Source organism: Roseburia sp. 1XD42-69, from assembly GCF_003612565.1.
In the GTDB taxonomy this organism is placed as follows: Bacteria; Bacillota; Clostridia; order Lachnospirales; family Lachnospiraceae; genus Roseburia_B.
Genome location: NZ_RAZG01000034.1, coordinates 22,125 through 40,349 on the forward strand (window position 1 = coordinate 22,125; position 18,225 = coordinate 40,349).

At 40.8% G+C, this 18,225-nt stretch carries 24 protein-coding genes and 4 pseudogenes; 26 read left to right on the forward strand and 2 right to left on the reverse strand.

Annotated features, from left to right (window positions below):
- The first annotated feature begins 70 nt into the window (after nucleotides 1–70).
- The 9 genes from D7Y06_RS15155 (at nucleotide 71) to D7Y06_RS15200 (ending at nucleotide 8,244) form a co-directional block, all read left to right on the forward strand.
- Nucleotides 71–1,192 (forward strand): hypothetical protein, encoded by a 1,122-nt coding sequence (locus D7Y06_RS15155; RefSeq protein ID WP_120408604.1) that lies wholly within the window; start codon nucleotides 71–73, stop codon nucleotides 1,190–1,192.
- A 122-nt stretch (nucleotides 1,193–1,314) separates the two neighbouring features.
- Nucleotides 1,315–1,776: a hypothetical protein gene (locus D7Y06_RS26010; protein WP_158591385.1), complete on the forward strand. Its 462-nt coding sequence runs from the start codon at nucleotides 1,315–1,317 to the stop codon at nucleotides 1,774–1,776.
- A complete protein-coding gene (locus tag D7Y06_RS15170; RefSeq protein WP_120408607.1) occupies nucleotides 1,766–2,170 on the forward strand; it encodes an ATP-binding cassette domain-containing protein in 405 nt (134 codons plus the stop codon). The genes D7Y06_RS26010 and D7Y06_RS15170 overlap by 11 nt, the downstream gene beginning before the upstream one ends.
- Entirely contained in the window at nucleotides 2,103–2,543 is a 441-nt protein-coding gene (locus D7Y06_RS15175; protein ID WP_243119349.1) for a transposon-transfer assisting family protein, read from the forward strand. The genes D7Y06_RS15170 and D7Y06_RS15175 overlap by 68 nt, the downstream gene beginning before the upstream one ends.
- 93 nt (nucleotides 2,544–2,636) lie before the next feature.
- Entirely contained in the window at nucleotides 2,637–3,161 is a 525-nt protein-coding gene (locus D7Y06_RS15180; protein WP_120408608.1) for a ketopantoate reductase family protein, read from the forward strand.
- 61 nt (nucleotides 3,162–3,222) lie between these two features.
- A complete protein-coding gene (locus tag D7Y06_RS15185) occupies nucleotides 3,223–5,577 on the forward strand; it encodes an ABC transporter permease (RefSeq protein ID WP_120408609.1) in 2,355 nt (784 codons plus the stop codon).
- Between the two features lie 12 nt (nucleotides 5,578–5,589).
- The gene (locus tag D7Y06_RS15190) at nucleotides 5,590–6,363 is read left to right on the forward strand and encodes an ABC transporter ATP-binding protein (protein ID WP_120408610.1); all 774 of its coding nucleotides are present in this window, start codon (nucleotides 5,590–5,592) and stop codon (nucleotides 6,361–6,363) included.
- 4 nt (nucleotides 6,364–6,367) lie between these two features.
- Nucleotides 6,368–7,030 carry a response regulator transcription factor gene (locus D7Y06_RS15195; protein ID WP_120408611.1) on the forward strand — a complete coding sequence of 221 codons (663 nt, stop codon included), beginning with the start codon at nucleotides 6,368–6,370 and terminating at the stop codon, nucleotides 7,028–7,030.
- Nucleotides 7,027–8,244 carry a HAMP domain-containing sensor histidine kinase gene (locus D7Y06_RS15200; protein WP_120408612.1) on the forward strand — a complete coding sequence of 406 codons (1,218 nt, stop codon included), beginning with the start codon at nucleotides 7,027–7,029 and terminating at the stop codon, nucleotides 8,242–8,244. The genes D7Y06_RS15195 and D7Y06_RS15200 overlap by 4 nt, the downstream gene beginning before the upstream one ends.
- Before the next feature lie 367 nt (nucleotides 8,245–8,611).
- Here D7Y06_RS15200 and D7Y06_RS28280 read toward each other — a convergent pair whose 3' ends face one another.
- Both D7Y06_RS28280 and D7Y06_RS15210 read right to left on the reverse strand, forming a co-directional pair.
- Nucleotides 8,612–8,764, reverse strand: coding sequence for an ABC transporter permease subunit (locus tag D7Y06_RS28280; protein WP_120408613.1), 153 nt, complete (start codon nucleotides 8,762–8,764; stop codon nucleotides 8,612–8,614).
- Between the two features lie 23 nt (nucleotides 8,765–8,787).
- Nucleotides 8,788–9,072, reverse strand: a pseudogene (locus D7Y06_RS15210) (ABC transporter ATP-binding protein); the annotation flags it as partial.
- Nucleotides 9,073–9,190: 118 nt separating this feature from the next.
- Between D7Y06_RS15210 and D7Y06_RS15215 the strand changes: the two are divergent.
- The 17 genes and pseudogenes from D7Y06_RS15215 (at nucleotide 9,191) to D7Y06_RS27150 (ending at nucleotide 18,153) form a co-directional block, all read left to right on the forward strand.
- Complete coding sequence (locus D7Y06_RS15215; protein WP_330566480.1) at nucleotides 9,191–9,610, forward strand: AraC family transcriptional regulator; 420 nt, start codon at nucleotides 9,191–9,193, stop codon at nucleotides 9,608–9,610.
- The gene (locus tag D7Y06_RS15220) at nucleotides 9,607–10,197 is read left to right on the forward strand and encodes an ATP-dependent Clp protease proteolytic subunit (RefSeq protein ID WP_120408615.1); all 591 of its coding nucleotides are present in this window, start codon (nucleotides 9,607–9,609) and stop codon (nucleotides 10,195–10,197) included. The genes D7Y06_RS15215 and D7Y06_RS15220 overlap by 4 nt, the downstream gene beginning before the upstream one ends.
- Nucleotides 10,198–10,310: 113 nt before the next feature.
- A pseudogene (locus tag D7Y06_RS28285) lies at nucleotides 10,311–10,478 on the forward strand (sigma-70 family RNA polymerase sigma factor); the annotation flags it as partial.
- A 196-nt stretch (nucleotides 10,479–10,674) separates the two neighbouring features.
- On the forward strand, nucleotides 10,675–11,217 hold the full coding sequence (locus D7Y06_RS15235; RefSeq protein WP_120408616.1) for a DUF6609 family protein: 543 nt from the start codon (nucleotides 10,675–10,677) through the stop codon (nucleotides 11,215–11,217).
- A 120-nt stretch (nucleotides 11,218–11,337) separates the two neighbouring features.
- Nucleotides 11,338–11,520 (forward strand): annotated as a pseudogene (locus D7Y06_RS28615) (hypothetical protein); the annotation flags it as partial.
- Nucleotides 11,521–11,604: 84 nt separating this feature from the next.
- On the forward strand, nucleotides 11,605–11,796 hold the full coding sequence (locus D7Y06_RS28620; RefSeq protein WP_243119352.1) for a GHKL domain-containing protein: 192 nt from the start codon (nucleotides 11,605–11,607) through the stop codon (nucleotides 11,794–11,796).
- A gap of 125 nt (nucleotides 11,797–11,921) precedes the next feature.
- Nucleotides 11,922–12,482 carry a hypothetical protein gene (locus tag D7Y06_RS15250; RefSeq protein WP_120408617.1) on the forward strand — a complete coding sequence of 187 codons (561 nt, stop codon included), beginning with the start codon at nucleotides 11,922–11,924 and terminating at the stop codon, nucleotides 12,480–12,482.
- Nucleotides 12,483–12,610: 128 nt separating this feature from the next.
- A complete protein-coding gene (locus D7Y06_RS15255) occupies nucleotides 12,611–13,114 on the forward strand; it encodes a hypothetical protein (RefSeq protein WP_120408618.1) in 504 nt (167 codons plus the stop codon).
- Between the two features lie 40 nt (nucleotides 13,115–13,154).
- Nucleotides 13,155–13,562, forward strand: a complete 408-nt coding sequence (locus D7Y06_RS15260) for a DUF6608 family protein (protein ID WP_120408619.1) — start codon at nucleotides 13,155–13,157, stop codon at nucleotides 13,560–13,562.
- Nucleotides 13,555–13,761 carry a hypothetical protein gene (locus D7Y06_RS15265; RefSeq protein WP_120408620.1) on the forward strand — a complete coding sequence of 69 codons (207 nt, stop codon included), beginning with the start codon at nucleotides 13,555–13,557 and terminating at the stop codon, nucleotides 13,759–13,761. Before D7Y06_RS15260 ends, D7Y06_RS15265 begins: the two co-directional genes overlap by 8 nt.
- 37 nt (nucleotides 13,762–13,798) lie before the next feature.
- Nucleotides 13,799–14,308 carry a CHAP domain-containing protein gene (locus D7Y06_RS15270; protein WP_120408621.1) on the forward strand — a complete coding sequence of 170 codons (510 nt, stop codon included), beginning with the start codon at nucleotides 13,799–13,801 and terminating at the stop codon, nucleotides 14,306–14,308.
- 63 nt (nucleotides 14,309–14,371) lie between these two features.
- Nucleotides 14,372–14,518 carry a hypothetical protein gene (locus tag D7Y06_RS15275; protein ID WP_199714728.1) on the forward strand — a complete coding sequence of 49 codons (147 nt, stop codon included), beginning with the start codon at nucleotides 14,372–14,374 and terminating at the stop codon, nucleotides 14,516–14,518.
- A 247-nt stretch (nucleotides 14,519–14,765) separates the two neighbouring features.
- Nucleotides 14,766–15,143, forward strand: coding sequence for a GntR family transcriptional regulator (locus tag D7Y06_RS15280; RefSeq protein WP_120408623.1), 378 nt, complete (start codon nucleotides 14,766–14,768; stop codon nucleotides 15,141–15,143).
- Between the two features lie 12 nt (nucleotides 15,144–15,155).
- A pseudogene (locus D7Y06_RS15285) lies at nucleotides 15,156–15,656 on the forward strand (ATP-binding cassette domain-containing protein); the annotation flags it as partial.
- Nucleotides 15,653–16,297, forward strand: coding sequence for an ABC-2 transporter permease (locus D7Y06_RS15290; protein WP_120408624.1), 645 nt, complete (start codon nucleotides 15,653–15,655; stop codon nucleotides 16,295–16,297). The pseudogene D7Y06_RS15285 and the gene D7Y06_RS15290, both read left to right, overlap by 4 nt.
- Nucleotides 16,298–16,502: 205 nt before the next feature.
- Nucleotides 16,503–16,832, forward strand: a complete 330-nt coding sequence (locus D7Y06_RS15295) for a DUF6664 family protein (RefSeq protein ID WP_120408625.1) — start codon at nucleotides 16,503–16,505, stop codon at nucleotides 16,830–16,832.
- 523 nt (nucleotides 16,833–17,355) lie between these two features.
- Nucleotides 17,356–18,153: a hybrid sensor histidine kinase/response regulator gene (locus D7Y06_RS27150; RefSeq protein ID WP_120408626.1), complete on the forward strand. Its 798-nt coding sequence runs from the start codon at nucleotides 17,356–17,358 to the stop codon at nucleotides 18,151–18,153.
- Nucleotides 18,154–18,225 lie beyond the last annotated feature (72 nt).

The window sequence follows — 18,225 nt, forward strand, 5'->3', positions numbered from 1 at the left end:
GAACAAGGAAAAAGAGCTTTTTAGTCGAAAGAGTAATATGCAAAATAAGTCAAGATAAGTGGAGGTTAAGATGAAAAAGATTAAGAAAATGATAGAAACTGTAATAGGTATGGTGGTTCTTCTGGCATTATTAGGAGGATGTGCTCATACATCTCAAAGTGAAGAACAATCAAATATTGATTTTGAGAGTTTGGATACAGACACTCAAGTTGTTGAATCACAGGACGAAACAAATGTTGATTCCAAAGAGGAACAGGACACAGCAGTTTTCATAGATGAAAAACTGGATGAAAATCTGTTCATCAGTGCAGAATTGAAAATGCCGGAAAATAACCTTTATGAATATGCTGCGCAGTTAAAAAAATTTGACTATGATAAAGTGCAGGAAGCAATAGGGCAAAATGCGGAAGGGAACCTTGCTGTTGATGATGGGAGCGACGAATTTACGGGTGGCTCGCTTACCTATCAAAGAAATGATATGGCAAATCATTTGGACACCTACTGCTCCTATGCGGGGGAGATGGGATTGACAGATGACAGGGATCTGCCTTTTATGTCTCAGGCAGATGCTGTTGCATGGATACAAAACATGGTAGGAATATTTGGCGTGGGCGGAGAACTGGAAGCTCTTGATGTGGTTGCTATGGATTCAGTGGATTTTGAGAACGTGAAAAAGGCAATTATGGAAGATAGCGATTATCAGTTTTTGTCAGCAAAGGGATATGGAAGCGATACATTTGAACAAGATATGGAAGTATACAGAATCATTTTTCGAATGAATGTAAATGGGATTCCCGTATACCGAAATGAGCCAAATTTGAGACAAACGAGCGAGAGATTTTTGGCTTGTCCAGCTACTGTAACGGTGTTGTTATCAAATAATGGGATTGAAATGATAGGCATGATGGGAATGTTTGAGCCTTATGAGGAACATCAGAAGGAAACAGCTATTATAGGTGAGGACGGCGTCAAAGAAGCGATCATGAAAAAATTTGGTGATGTCATTTTATCAAGCGAGTTTAAGGCAAAAAATATCTGGATGGAGTATTTCCCACTTCTGAGGGAGGATTCCTTTACGGAGATGGATTTGATTCCGGTATGGTGCGTTGAATTTGAAGTAGATGGACAATCGGTTGAAGACAGCAGATATTCAATTCGGTTTAACGCAATCACAGGAGAGGAAATTTCGTGAAAAGAGTATTCATAAATGAATGGAAGAGGGCAATAAATATAAGCGCTGTTATAGCAATTATCGGCGTTATGTTTTGCTGATCCTGTTTTTGAGTACGAGATTTCCAATGACAAGTGATTATTATGAAGCATCAACTGCCGATACCGCAGATTTTATTTATTTTAAAAACATCGATTCTTTATACCGCTTGTCTGGCTGCTGCATCGATGATTCCTTTTCTTGGGCATATTACATGGTCAAACAAATGGGGCAAGATTTGGGGGACGTTGGGGAAAACAAATATTATCTATTTTGGGAATAAGATGACCGCTAAATCAATGGGGACATTCATTGGGGCGTTAATTGCTGTTTTGGATATATGTGTTTCAAATGACTGGCTGGACTGGGCATATGGGTTTTCGCCGGTAAGCCTGACGCAGTTGGAATTGTTTAATGGTTTTGCACCAAAATGGGGAAACAATCTGGCGTACGCAGAGAAATTTTTCATGATTGCAATCGTAAGCCTCAGTGTATTATGTGTGGCTGCAAATTATAAGGAAAAAGTAATCAGTAGAATCAGCAGGAGGCATATTTATGGAAGATAACTGTGAAATTTTTGTAGAAAATGTGACGAAAACGTTTGGCGATCAAGAGGTTTTAAAAACCGTATGCATTAAATTTGAAATGGGGAAAATATATGGAATTGTAGGAAGAAATGGTTCCGGTAAAACGGTTCTGCTCAAATGTATCTGCGGCTTACTGTATCCCCAGGCAGGGACAGTGACAGTTGGCGGCAAGGTTGTTGGAAAAGATGTGGATTATCCGGAAAATGTAGGATTTATCATTGAGACACCGGGTTTTCTGCCAAGATATTCAGGGTTAAAAAATCTGAAATATTTAGCGTCTGTCAGGGGGAAGGTTAAGAAAGACCATGAACAAAAAGCAGGAACAGCAGATTTTAGATTATTACAGCACCACAGAGAAATGTATCCACAGTAAGACACACTCCAATGCGCATCAGACTGTATTCACCAAAGAAAGCGACAAATACCAGTGGATTGTATTGGAGCAGAAAAGCCAGTGCGAAGTCGAGGTAAGGCAGACCGACAATCATGGAACAATCACAGCAAGGGATAATTACGAACTGACAGGAAACCTTCCTAAGTGCGTGGGCGTGGAGCGTATATGTGAGGGCGCAAATTTTCAGATATCTTTTAACGCTGATGAAATCAATCTAATCTATCAGTTTGGGGAACAGGGCAAAGCGGAAACGTGCGCCAGTCTGTCCGCTATTCTTCCGCAGATAAAGGACAGTGGCACCGAGCAGAGGGAACGGGCAAGGCAGATGATGATTAAACGGAATAAGGTATAGTGTGAATCAAACTCAATGGAATTGTATTTGTGTTTATGGTAAAGTAGCATTGTTGAGAAAATCAACAAATATATGAGTGCGAGGAATGATTATATGAGATTGCTAATTTATGGAGCGGGTGTGATAGGGTGTCTATATGCGACACTATTTTGTGAAGCAGGATATGATACGACTATATATGCGCATGGAGAAAGATTAGAAAGTCTAAAAAAGTATGGCTTGTGTTACATTAAAAACCGAAAGAGAATGAAAGTAACTCCCCGAATTATTGAAAATGTAACAAATGAGGACACCTATGATTTTATATTTCTGACTGTAAGAGAAAACCAAGTACATCAAGCATTAAAGGAATTAAGAAATAATAATAGTCCAAATATTGTAACAATGGTTAATACCATTGAACCATACAGTGATTGGGAAAAAATGTGCGGAAAAGGAAGAATTATACCGGCATTTCCCGGAGCAGGAGGGAGTTTTGACGGGAATATATTAAAAGCCGACCTAACGCCGAGATTAATTCAGCCGACAACTTTTGCAGAAATAAATGGAATGGAAACAGAGCGGATAATGATGTTGTCAGCAATTTTTTTGTTCTGTCAAAAGTTAAAGACTTGTTAAGAATTTCTATGCTATGATCAGAACATGAAGAAAATAAAACAAGGGAAAAGAGGTATACACTATGTTTTGGCGGATATTGAAAAAAGACCTAAAACGCAAAAAGACCATGAACATCATTTTGCTGTTGTTTGTCATTTTATGCTCAATGTTTGCAGCGGCGGCAGTGAACAACATTATAGCCGTTACAGGCGGTATCGAGCATTATTTCGATGCGGCGGATGTTCCCGATATTATCGTGCGGATGCTGACTAGCGAGGAAAATGACCTCGAGGAGAAGATTGGGGAGCTTGCCTGTGTCAAGGAGATAAGGAGCGAACATTGGCTGTGTGTATCAAGTTCAAAATATTTCAGTCATAACGGAAAGGAACTTGATAATTTCACGAATGCGGCCTATCTGCTTTCCGATAGTGAAATGGCGATCAATTATTTCGATGAGAACAATAACATCATCGAAAGCGTGGAAAAGGGCTGCTTTTATGCCAACGATCCTTTTTTACAGGATCTTATTATAAAAAAGGGCGACGAAGTGGAGCTTACTGTCGGAAACAGTCATCTCACACTGAAGTTTATGGGGCGGTTTAAAGGAGCGCTGTTTGATTCGGGAAACACGGCTTCTCCGTATCTTATCATGAACTCTGCGGATTATGACTATCTTGACATGGACGAAGCCACTCATATTATGAATGGCAAGCAGTTTTGTGTAAATACATCAGATGTTGATGAAATAAGGGAATTTGCAAAGAACTATAGCGGTGTATATGTCAACGCACGAGAAGACTGCAAGGGTATTTATCTCTATGATATGATTTCGGCTTATGTTTTAATGGTAATCAGTATCATGCTGATGTTCACAGCCTTTGTGATGCTGCGTTTCACAATAGGCTTTACGGTCAGCGAGGAATTTCGTGAGATTGGTGTAATGAAGGCGGTAGGTATTGGCAACGGAAGTATAAGAAGCCTGTATATCGTCAAGTATCTTGCCATTGCTGTAATCGGTACACTGATAGGATATTTCTGTTCTGTCCCTCTCGGGGATATAATGATGAAAACTGTATCGAAAAATATCGTTCTCGGCAGCGGGGGCGGTACTCTTATGGGTCTTGTAAGCTCTGCGGCGGTAGTTATCATTATCCTGCTGTTCTGTTACAACTGCACACGCAGAGTCAATAAACTTTCGCCAATCGACGCAGTAAGAAACGGTCAGACAGGCGAGCGCTTCCGAAGAAAAAGTCTTTTGCACTTAGGTCGCTCTAAGCTGCCACAGGCTGCATTTCTCCCGGTCAATGATGTGCTCAGTTCGCCGAAGCAGTTTTCTATCGTGATAGTTGTGTTCACGCTCTGTATCCTGTTGATGACGATTATGTCAAATTTTGCATTGACACTCAAAAGTGAAAAGATACTGCGCTTCTTCGATATGCCCTCAAGTGAAGCGCATATCCTAGATGGCGAAATATTGGGAGAAATCCTAGTAGATCAGAGTGTGTATAAGCAGATTATCGCAGATACCGAAAAGCTCCTTGCCGATAACGGAATGCCTGGCAAATGCACAATGACCATGAGCACAGAGTTTGAAACATCACACAAAGGCAAAACAGCAAAGATTTCTTTCTATGTAATGAAAGGCGAAACAAATGATACGCTTTATGTAGATAAGGGCAGCGCCCCACAGAAGACGGATGAGATTGTCGTAACGGTAAGTGTCCTTGATGACTTAGGCGCAGAGATCGGCGACAGGGTAACGGCAATAATAAATGGGAAAGAGTACGAGTTTATCATCACGGGAACATACTCCTCTTTTATGAGCCCAACTGCTTTTCTATATAAAGATTTTGATTTTGGAAATCTGCCGGCAAACAATATAATGGGAGTGCAGATACACTTTGACGGTAATCCCGACAAGGCGCAGATAAACAAAAACATTGAAAAGTTGAAAGACCTGCTTGACACCGACAAGGTGTATTCGACCTCGGAATTCATCAATAATTTTACGGGAATGTCTGATACGTTGAATGTAATCAAACAGATGATGATGATCGTTACTGTGATTGTAACGGCATTGCTTGTCATACTCATGGAGCGTTCCTTTATCTCTAAGGAAAAAAGCGAGATTGCACTGATGAAGGCAGTGGGTATCGGCAACGGCAGTATCATCTTGCAGCATTCGCTCAGATTTGTGATCGCATCGGTCATTGCCTGCATTGTTTCTTCAGTGGTGCTTATGCCGATCAGCAACGTAATGATGAATTGGGTAGGTAATATGGTCGGCGATGTATCAGGCATGAAATGCGATTTTGACCCGCTGGAAATATTTGTATTCTGTCCGGCAATTCTCATCGGCGTGACCGTCATCGGCTCATTCCTGACGGCGCTTTACACAAAAACAATCAAGGCTTCCGATACGGCAAGCATAGAATAGGAGGAAAATAGAATGAATAATGCGGTTTTACAGACAAAGGGACTTTGCAAGACATATATCGTGAACAAACATCAGAACAATGTGCTGAAAAACATCAATTTGACGATTAGCAATGGCGAAATGGTAGCGGTCATGGGACCTTCCGGCTCAGGTAAAAGCACGCTGCTCTACTGCGTTTCGGGAATGGATAAAGTGACCGCAGGCGAGGTGTTCTTTAACGGCAGGGAAACGGCAAAGCTTAGCGATAAGGAGCTTGCAAGGCTCAGACTTGACGAAATGGGTTTTATTTTTCAGCAGATGTACATGATGAAAAATCTTTCGGTACTTGATAATATCATTTTCCCTGCGGTAAAATCAAAAAAGAATAGGTCGAGCCGCAGGCAGACCGAGGAGCGCGGCAGAGCGCTCATGCACAGGCTCGGCATTGGCGATGTGTGCGGCAATGATATCAACGAGGTGTCGGGCGGACAGCTTCAGAGGGCTTGTATCTGCCGCAGTATGATAAACAATCCTAAGATGATTTTTGCTGATGAGCCGACAGGCGCATTGAACCGTGCAAGCTCCGATGAAGTCATGAATGAGCTGCTTTCCTTAAACCGTGACGGTACGACAATCATGTGCGTGACACACGATGCAAAGGTTGCCGCTAAGTGTAGCAGGGTGCTTTACATCGTGGACGGCGGGATTGTCGATGAAAAGGAAATGGGACATTTTGGCGGCGGTGACAAGGAGCTTCGTGACCGCGAAAGAGAACTAAATAACTGGCTTATGGAACAGGGATGGTAGTTTTATGACCGATATTTTGATAGTGGAAGACGATAAGGAGCTGGCAGACTTGCTGACTGATTTTTTGTGTGACGAGGGCTATACTGTGTCAAGCGTAGCTGGCGGAGAGCGTGCCGTACAGCTTTTTGAACGATATGGCGCAAGGCTTGTGGTACTTGACATTAATCTCCCCGATGTGAACGGCTTTGCAGTCTGCTCCAAACTGCGGGAAAATGTGGATACGCCTATATTGATTGTAAGTTCAAGGACAGGCAAGGAGGATAAGCTGAACGGCTTTGACCTCGGTGCTGATGATTATATTGAAAAGCCCTATGACATAGATATTCTTATCGCTAAAATCAAGGGAATATTCAAAAGGCGGTATCAGCGTGATACATTGTCGGCGGACGGTGTAACACTCAATCTTGCAGATAAAACAGCAGTCATCGACGGAAAGCCTGTAGAATTGCCTGCAAAGGAATTTGACCTGTTGGCGCTTTTACTTGAGAATCAGGGCAAATCTCTAAAAAAAGAGTACCTGTTCAACACTGTCTGGGGCAGCGACAGCGATTCGGAACTGCAAACGCTACATGTGCATATCAACCGTCTCCGCCAGAAGCTTGGTGATAATCCTAAGAATGCAAAGCGTTTGCTTACTGTCTGGGGTGTGGGGTATAAGTTTGTATGAAGGCTTTCAGAAGATTGTGTATTGTAGTGATAACTGTATTTCTTTTATTGACGGCGGTATTGAATATATTTCTTGTGGGAGCGAAAGACAATAATGAGGGTATTTACCGCGTTGAAGCCAAGCGGCTTGCTGATGAGATAGCAGAAACAGGAAATTATGACCTTGAAAAATATCCTCACATTACGGGAGTGTTCTGTGCTGACGATGGCGGACTGTATATCTCCGATGAGTACTATCTGATTATTGAAACAGACGGAACGCTTTATCGCGTGGAGTATACTGTCGGAAACGGACAGCGCAGCATCGTGGCGGTAAACTGCGTATTGGGTGCCCTGTTCCTGCTGATGATTGGTCTTTTATATTATATCCTGAAGCATATCATCGTACCGTTTGGCAGGTTGAACGATGTTCCGCAGGAGCTTGCAAAGGGCAATCTTGCTGTCCCGATATCGGAGGAAAAAAGCCGTTTCTTCGGAAAATTCACATGGGGCGTGAACCTCCTGCGTGAAAGTATCGAAGAAAGCCGTAAAAAAGAAATCACGATGCAGAGGGACAAAAAACTCTTGCTGCTCTCCCTTTCCCACGATATCAAAACGCCTTTGTCGGCAATCAAGCTGAACGCAAAGGCGCTTGCTAAGGGATTATATAACGACGAGGAAAAACAGCGGGCTGCTGCCCTGAGCATTAATACTCGCGCAGATGAAATAGAGCGTTTTGTCAGCGAGATAACAAAGGCGGCAGGCGAGGACTTTATGAGCTTCGAGGTCACACAGGGAGAAGCTTTCTTAAGCGTGATCATTACAAGAATAGAGGCAAGATATGCTCCTCAGCTTGCCATGTCAGGAACGAAGCTTGCGGTTCAAAAGTTCGATGACTGCATTCTTTCCTGCGATCCCGACCGCCTTGCAGAGTGCCTGCAAAATCTGATTGAAAATGCGATTAAATACGGTGACGGTAGACGAATTGAGATTAGCTTTGATAGAATGGACGGCTGTGAGCTTATCACGGTATCAGATACAGGCTGTACTCTTGAAGCGAAAGAACTGCCGCAGATATTCGAGAGCTTTCATCGTGGAAATAATGCGGATAGGGTGCAGGGCAACGGACTTGGGCTTTTTATCTGCAAACGGCTGATGTCGCTCATGGGTGGAGAGGTGTATGCGGATATTCGTGATAAGTGCTTTTATATAACGCTTGTTGTGAAAATGGCGTAAAGTGATAGTTACTTGTTCGGGGGCGAAAGCAAGGGAAACTCAATTAAAATTGGGAAGTTAAAAAAGCAAAATAAACAATCTGCCGCACGACGGCAAAAGAAAAAAACGTCGTACAGCAGTCATGTTTTAGTGCCTTTATTTTACGGCGGCTTTGAGAAAATCAGAGCTGCCGTTTTTAGTTGGAGAATTTAAAACAAAATGAGTTAAATTAGAAGATAAATTATGCGAAAAAGAAAATTGAAACTTTTGAATCATATAAGAGATACAAAAGAATCACAGATGGGTATTGTGAACAGTATTCAGATGATTAGTCAATTCATATTTGATAAGTCAATGACCGTCGGATTTTGTCGATAGGGTATGTGCTTCATGGGTAAGCGCCAATAAACCACACGCACATGATAAGCAGCCCCGCAGCAAACGTCACAATCAAATTTGCGAGATATATATTTGTCCGAGTATGACCTACGGTCAATTTATTCCGTATCGTACCATCGCTATAATCTGTTCCCAAGAACATACTTGAAACCACGGCCAAGAAAAAGCAAACGTTTTTACGCTTGTAACCTCTACGCTTACGCACTTACGGCTGGCAGCGTCGAGTTCTTCGGCACGAATTTCTTTGATAACATGACCGTTATCAATAAAACCATAGTGTGTCGCCAGTTTTGCCAGTTCATCAAGAATATGACTGGAAATCAGTACTGTAATCTGATGTTCGCGATTAAGTTTCATAATTAGTTTTCGCATTTCGATAATGCCTTGTGGGTCAAGACTATTTATCGGTTCGTCCAATACAAGAAAGTCTGGGTTTCCGCAAAGCGCAATCCCTCTCATTCCTCATATCAAAGAATATAAATTTTAAAATTTGGTACCAAAATAGCATTTTTTATTAAGACACGTATATTTAAACTTGCTATAATAGATAAGAACGCAAGGAGGATATATGATGAAAGCCCAAAAAGAAGTTGTAAAAAAAGTCATAGATTATATTGAGAAGAATTTAGAGAAAGAAATCAACTTAGATAATATATCAAAAAATATTGGTTATTCCAAATTCTATCTTAATCGCATTTTTACAGAGTATACAGGAGTTACCATGTATAAATATTTACAAAACCGCAGGCTCACTGTTGCTGCTGAAAAGCTGGTAAAAACAGATAAGCCAATAATGCAAATTGCGTATGAAGCTGGATATGATACACAACAGTCATTTTCGTTTGCTTTTAAACAAATATATTTATATCCACCTAAAATTTATAGGGATATTGGAATCTTTATGCCAAAACAAAAAAGAATTTCTATGTGTTGTTCTTATATCTCTAGTTACAAATTTATTATACGAATTAAGGAGATTGCTGCATGAGTACGATACCTTATGTTATTGAACAGACAAGCCGTGGAGAAAGAAGTTATGATATTTTCTCACGGTTACTATCCGACAGAATTGTTTTTTTGGGGGAAGAAGTAAGCGATATGTCAGCCAGTATGATTATTGCTCAAATGTTGTTTTTAGAAGCACAAGACCCCAAAGAAGATATACAGTTATATATAAACAGTCCAGGAGGTTCTGTATCAGCCGGTTTTGCTATTTATGATACAATGCGATATATAAAATGTGATGTTTCAACTATTTGTACTGGTCTTGCCGCCAGCTTTGGAGCTTTTTTATTAGCTGGTGGAACGAAAGGAAAACGTATCGCTTTGCCAAACGCAGAAATAATGATACACCAACCAGCAATTCACGGAAATGGCATTCAGGGACAGGCAACAGATATAAAAATAACATCCGACCATATACAAAAAAGCAAAGAACGCCTAAACTCTATTTTAGCAGGGAATACTGGAAAAAGCATTGAGGAAATTGCCATTGCAACAGAGCGTGATAATTATATGTCAGCAACAGAGGCAATGGATTTTGGGTTAATTGATAAAATCATAGATAAGCGTTGAAATGTTAGAATAAAACGACCATCATTGTCAAATCCTATTTGATTTCAAAGGGCAACAATTTAAACTCTTGCAGCTCTCTGAATTATAAATGCAACCGTAAACCATGCACCGCCCCATGTGGGAGAAAGGGGGAATATTTTGAAGCACCCTATGAAGAATACCCCATTGCGATATGCGGTCAGACAGTTATCCTCACCAATGGGGAGCTTGCCGCCGCCCTGTTATCTCTGCCGGAGGAGAAACGAGAAATCATTTTCCTTTACTTTTTCGGGCATTACACATAGCAGGAAATCGGAGAGATATACGGACGCTGCCGGAGTACGACAGGGATACAGAGGACAGCATAAAATCCCGGCTTGTTGCTGCCCTGTTCAAGTTCCGTTTTGATGAACAGTAAGTATAAGAAATCGCTTTCATTTTTGGGAAAACGGATATATAATAAAGTAGCGACAACTGGAAATTTACAGGAGGAACGAAATGAAAGAAATATTGGAATTTAACCACAAAAAACAATGTGGTTTATGGTTGATTCTTATTGGAATTGTACTAATAGTAGCTGTCATTTGTGGCGGTGAATTTTTTGTTAATCCGTTTGTGTTTCTGATAGGTTATTATGCCTGCTTTTTTGGAGTCAACGTAAACAAAAAAGTGAGAGAAAAACTTTCTCAAGGAGATATTTCTAAAAAGCAGATAAAGATGATTTATTTTTCGATTGCTACGTTGTTCATATTAATGTTTTGTATTGCTGGCCCGTTTATTCCCGGATGGCATTGGAGGCAGATATGGCTTGGTGTACTGATGGCAACATCAATACATTTCTTCTTGTGGTTTTTTGTACATGGTTGGAGTATGGTAGTGTTGGGGATTGTATGTATGGTTATCGTAACAATGGGTTATATTTTTCCGGGCATACCAGTTTCAGTTATTTGCATTGCAGATGCGATGGTTAAACTGATATGCGGGATATATTTGTTATTTATTGCAAAACCATCAAAATACATTCCTAATGTGAAAAAGTAGCGAATGTGCAAAAAAACAACTTCTATTTTTTAGAATTGTAGCCAGCTAAAAACTGAATAACCGCCTATTCGGGCTTGTGTGGTTTTATAAGGAATGAGGGGAAATTTCAGCAAATCAACGTCCATTTTGGAGGACACCGGATATATTGTGAGAGTGGCTTTTGTCATGGACAGGCTGTATGCTTTGGGGATCATCTGCGGCATTTTATATGCGTTGATTTTAAAAGGGACGAAATATAAGGGAGTGCCGGTTCCCTTCGTGATGGAGCTTCCAAACGCTCGGTTTCCTTCGGCAAAAAGCATTTACCATTATTTTTGCGGCTTCTGCGGAAGAAAGCCTTTTGGCATTGTTGGGCGGGTCTGCTGTTGGATTCAGGGGGATTTCCTTATGATAGAAACCCAGAACAGCTTCCATGGGAAAGGCTCGTTCAAAAAAGGGATAGGTCTGTCGAATGTAAAAAAAGTGGCTGAAAAATATGGCGGCGCCATGAGTATAGAGACACAGGAGAATGTATTTGTCCTCCATGTGCTGCTGATCATTCCACAGCATCCAGAAAGCAGTCCACAGCAAATGGATTAATCTGTTACCTTCTATAACCGAAAAAGAAAAAGGAAGCTGCCTGCGGCGGGGAGCGGCTGCAAAGAAGTTCAAAGAGACCGCAAGGCAGTCACTTGATAATATCAAATTAAAGGAGGAACATGCTTATGGCAATGCAGATTCATGGAAATTATGATCATTCCGGCACCGATTACGCAGAGCGGGTAAAGGAAAAACAGGCCGATCAGAGGGCGGAAAAGGTAAAGGAAGCAGAGAAAGCTGCGGAGGAAAAAAACGCTGGTAAGTTGTCCGAACCACGGGATGAATACATCAGCAGTGAAAAATCGGGGCAGAAGCCTACGGGACTGTACCGGCTGGGCCAGGATGAGAAGGGCAATCGGAAACTCTTTTTTGATGACCCGAAAGCCGGTCATGCAAAGGAACAGGATGACCGTTCTGAGAAAAGTGAAGATAGCAAAGCACCGAAGGTAGGCGGAGACAGCCAGGGAAAGCCGGCGGAGAAATGTGTCACAAATACGGATAAGGTTGACAGGGAGATCAAGAAGCTGAAAGAGAAAAAGCAGCAGCTGGAACAGCAAATCCAGTCGGCTTCCGGGGATGAAAAGAAAATCCGGGAGTTGGAGAAAAAGCTGGCGCAGATAGAAAATGAGTTAAGCCAGAAAGACAATGATACATACAGGCGGCAGAATGCTTCTGTATCAGAATAAAAGAGACTTAAGTTTTTAGTGTGGTATCAATACCGGGAGATGGTGGCAAATGCGCACTGTTTTCCGGTATTTTTGGAATAGCAGCATCATTTGAGTTTCTTAAAAAGGATATTCAAAGGGGGATAATTATGCATACGAAAACAATGGAAGGTCTTGCAGGAGCAAGTACGAATATGAAGTTACTGAATACACCCTTCCGTGTTTATAAAGACGCAGAACGGAGAGGCGATACGGCTGTCATGGAGCGGGCGATGGGGTATGTCGGGGACTTTGCAGAGAAGGCGGCGGACTATCAAAAGAAAGCAGAAAAAGGAATGGAGGAGGACGCAAAGGAAGCGAGGGAAAAAGCGAAGACGGAGCAGGAAAATGCCATCAGGAAACGCAAGGAAGAGCGCGAGGAGCAAGAAAAGAGGATAGCGGAAAGTCGGTATGAGGATACAGATACCGTAAGCATCAGTGAAAGTGGAAAGACCGCATTGGACGAGAAGACGGATTCGGTTCAGACCGGTGCAGACAATAGCATATTTGTAGAAGAAGCTGAGGATGCTGTTAAGACAGAACCTGTAATCTATACGAAAACTGGAGGAGCATTGAAACTGGAATCCGGCACGAACCGTTCTGTTTCGGTATAGGGATCAATGCGTTAGGCTGCAGCCTTGGAAAGGAAATAAAATGAATAAGAAAAAATGGATCCGTATTGCGTCGATTTATTCGATTACATATACAGCAATTACATTATTGAACAGCGTCTTGTATCTTTGCAACGGCATTTATGAAGACCCAAGCGGCAACTGGCATGAATTAGACAGGGCTATCATTCTCCTGATCGGGATAGCAGCATTTGAGCTATGTACGAATCTGCCTGTTAAGCCTTTGGCTCTCAGATATTTGATTGCATATATACCCTCTCAGCTGTTGGCGTTCGCCTATGTCTGGTTCAGCGGACTGCGGGAACCTTTGGCGAAAACAGCGTACAGGGATATATGGATTAACTTTACGAGCCTTTTTGTGCTGTTATGTATCATCAATACTGTCATTTATGTTTTTAAGAAAAAGAGAGGGCAGAAAGGCAATGAGTAAATATAACACATTATGGGAATATGTGCAGAAAAGCGGAAAGGAATCATTTCATTTGACCTTTGAAGAGATTCAGGAGATTGCGGGTATACCGATTGACCACTCTTTTCTGAAATATAAGAAAGAGCTTGCAGATTATGGCTGGCAGGTTGGGAAAATATCCATGAAAGAGCAGACGGTACTTTTTCATAAGGTTAACTGATTGCCTTCGTTTGCTTAAAAGTTAGGGAGAGAAGAATATGTGCGATAGGAATAAGTTGGCGGCTGTAGCGAGAGAAGAAGCAGAAAGGCCATATAATGGGAAATCGGATAATTGTGCGTCGAATATACAGGATATCGTTGCCCTATTCCCCCAATGGTCTGTTGAAGAGGCGAATGGGCTTTGGTGTGCCGCATTTGTATATCATTGCGTGATATTAGCGGGATTCAAAATTCCTGTTCGTCCAAAAGAATCTTCCTGTTCCCCTGCAGGTTGTGCGGCCTGGGAAGAGTGGGCACAAGCAGACAGCCGCATTGAGTATCATAGTGGGAATGACAAAGCTTTTCATCCTACGGCTGGGGATGTTGTTCTTTTTGACAGGGTATTCAACAACACAGATCATGACCATATTGGAATTGTACTTGAAAATTATGATAATCATATTATAACTGCGGAGGGAAATGTTGAAAATGTCTCCCGCATTTTAGAACGTAAAAAGGACAGTCATATTTGCGGGTATATTCGTGTCCCTGATAATTTTTTATATTGAGTTGGAAAAGGGATGGTAACTTTTGTAAAAAATTTCATCTGTCAAATGCAGGGGATAAAACCTGTGGAAAGTCCTGACTGCTATCTGATTGTCGTAGATATGCAGAATGATTTTGTATCAGGGGCACTTGGAACAAAAGAAGCGGAATCCATTGTAAATGCTGTTGCCAATAAAGCATTGTGTAGCTGGCACAAAAAGGATGGCAGTTAGTACAGGAGCTGGAAAGGTGCAGGCGGAACGAAACGGAGCAGTATATTATAACCTAAATTCCGCATTGAATTGTAACGAGGAGGGGACAGGGGGCTTTCATTATCTTCCTTATACCGACCTATATTTTTGATACACAACAACCAGATTAAGTTGTTGTTATTTTTATTTGGGGGATTGATTATAATAGCAAAGGTGATATAATGTACTTGTACATTAAGTATATTATAGAAAGCAGAGGTGGTGAATCGTGGAAATCATTATCAGTAACAATGCCAATAAACCGATTTATGAACAAATTACATCACAAATCAAGGCAATGATAATGAGCGGAGAATTACAGGCAGGTGACGCAATCCCTTCTATGCGGGCTTTGGCAAAATCAATCCATGTAAGCGTTATTACAGTCCAAAAAGCCTATGAGGATTTACAAAGGGACGGATTTATCGAAACTACGGTTGGCAGAGGAAGTTTTGTGTCGGCGCAGAACAAAGAATTTTATCAAGAGGAACAACAGCGTATAGCCGAAGAACATTTACAGGCTGCCGCTGAAATAGGGAGAATGAGCAATATTTCTCTTGAAAAATTGACAGAATTATTAACTTTATTTTATCAGGAGGACGAATAACATGGAAAACATTTACCTGTTAAACAGAAAATCAAACATTATTCCAGAGGAATGACAATGAAGCTGGCTATTGCAGTCGCCTTGTCGCACCACCCGCAATTATTGATTTTGGACGAAGCAACCAGTGGTTTAGACCCCATTATGCGTGATGAAATGCTGGACGTTTTTCTTGAATTTGTGCAGGAAGAAAGCCATTCTATTCTTTTATCTTCTCATATCACAAGTGATTTAGAAAAAGTTGCAGATTATGTCGCATTTATTCATAATGGAAAATTGATTATGACCGTATCAAAAAATGATTTGGTATACAATTACGCTGTTATGCGTTGCAAGGAAAGCCAGTTCCTTGCATTAGACCCCAGTGATATTATTGCTTACCGAAAACGGGATTTTCAGATTGATGTTTTAGTTGCAAATGGGAAAGAAGCACAACGAAAATATAAAGGCGCTGTTGTAGACCATGTTTCTGTTGATGAAATCATGTTGTTATTGGTAAAGGGGGAGCGAGTATGAAAGGGCTGCTTAAAAATAATTTTTTAACCGTTTATTCTAATGCGAAAGTTTTTTCGATTTTTATGCTTATATTGGGGCTTTTTGTTGTTGCAGTTATCAGCCAGCCGCTCCTTATTGGTTACGTTCTGCTAAGTATGGTTGGGTTTTCCGTAAATGCAATTACAAGCATAAAAAAAGAGCTTATTTCAAAGTGGGGAAAATACAAATTAACTTTGCCTGTAAAGAGAGCTACTATTGTGAAAAGCTATTTTATCAGTCAACTAATATGGCTGCTTGTTGGAATACTATATGCAGGAATCGTTATAAGTTCATCATGGGCATTGCATGGCTGTCCTTATGACAATAGCATTGACGTAGTTTCAATATTTGCATTGGGAATTAGTGTAAGCATTTTTACAGGAGCATTTTTCTTTCCCCTGCTTTATTTGGGAGGCGAAGAAAGAAGCGATGTATTTTTAGTAATCAGCTTACTTTGTGGAATTGGTGTTGTATTAGGAATTATTAGTGTGCTTAACCTTTATTTAGTCCCCGGCGTGATTACAATTCTATTAAGTGCGGCTATTTTGCTTTTAAGTTCCTTGTTAATGTTTTCATTATCCTATCCGTTGACCGTGAGGATTTATCACAAAAAAGAATACTAACTAAATGCTTTATGTGGGAGAAAGGGGAATCATGTCTAAGGCATATTTAGAAAACATTGAAAACTTACATAGTACAGTAAAAATAGCAAAAAATAATAATACAGAATTATTTTCCTATATGAGTGTCGAGGCTGAAAATTGTGTTTACATAATAGCTTAGACTCAGTATAATAGGTAACGATAAGAAAAGTCGGAGGTGAGGAAAATGTCTGATACGTTCAGATTTGAGACTTTTGTAGATATCCATGGCAGCATATTTAACGAATATCTAAGTTCTGTCACCGCCAAGCTGTCAAAGGAAGATAAGGAATACAAAGTATTGCAAGCCAAGATTGAGGGAATCTATGAGAAATATTCCAAGGTCTTAGGCGTGTTCGACAGCGAGACGGAAAGCGAACTGACCAAGGAAGAATGTGCGGCCCTCATCGAAGTGATGGAGCTGAAGAACCAGCTCACAGACATGGAGATGCAGGCAGTCTACTTCCGTGGCTGTTATGACAGCGTAGGGTATCTGAAGAAAGCAGGGATTTTATGATGGACTGACCGGGGGAATGGACGGCGTTAGGAAGGAGCTAATGCCGTCTTTTACATAGCCGGAGGGGGAGAAAAATTCATTAAAAAGTGGAAATGATATTTTAGAATTATCCCCTGTTTCATATGAATATTTTGATTTAAGCGTTGCTACTGATGATGACTATTTGTTGGCTATTTAGGAAAATTATTTAAATACAGAGAAATTTTTAAAAAAATATGCATGGATGATGAATTATTATCATAGTAAGTTCGATCCTATTTTCGGTAAAGAAATTTGGGTTAAAGAGGAATTAAGAAAGGAAGCAGCCCAGAGATTGGGGCTACATTTGATTGATTTTTTCTACTAATATTATAACATTATACATAGCCGAGAGGTTTTCAGTGCTCGTTGTGTTTTTGTTGGGATTTGTGTAGTATAATCAATCTTAAATGTTGACTGGCAAAGAGACAGCCTGTTTCGACAATTTTACACATGATAGGTAAGCAAACCAGTAAGGCAATCATATCAAGGAAAAGGGGCAGAAATGGCTTATAAGATATTGATTATTGATGATGATACCGAACTTCTTAAAATGCTGAATAAATTTTTGAAAATGAAAAAGTATGAAATCGTTACGGCAGAGAATGGATTGGAGGGGTTAAATAAAATAAAGCTGCAGCCAGATATTATATTACTGGATGTAAATATGCCGAACATTGACGGGATAGAGGTATGCAGGAGGATACGGGATAAAGTAGCCTGCCCGATTTTATTTCTGACCGCAGGGGTAGACGAACAAGATGTTGTAAATGGGCTTTCTTCAGGAGGAGACGATTATATTTTAAAGCCGTTTAGTCTGAAAGAGCTTGATGCAAGGATTACAGCCCACCTGAAACGGGAAACACGGCGCAAAGAAAAGACAGAATGCTGCTTTCAGGGAGAACTTGCCATTTTGGAAAAAGAGTATGGGAAACAATGTATGTTACAAGTGTCTGAATCAAAGGAAGAATTTTACGGAGATAAGGAAATTATTCTGGAAGTAACGGAAAATCTTCTGTCAAATGCCCTGCGTCATGGGAAACGGCAGGTTAAAATTATGGTAAAGGCTGGATATGCAAAATTAAGCATCTGTGTCATGGATGACGGCGATGGGTTTCGGGAAGATGCAGAAAAAATTACGGAAGCGTTCTATGGGCAGAATGTGAAAGACAGCCTGAAACATGCAGGGCTGGGAATGTATATCAGCAGGCTGTATTGTGAAAAACATGGAGGAAAATTAGTTTTGGGAAATGATGAACATGGAGGGGCTGTGGTGACAGCAATATTTCGTCGGATTGTGTAAGTAGTGTCTGCTGATTAACAAAAATACAGCCTAAAACTATTGATTTTACTGCATTCTTCCGGCATGTATGGT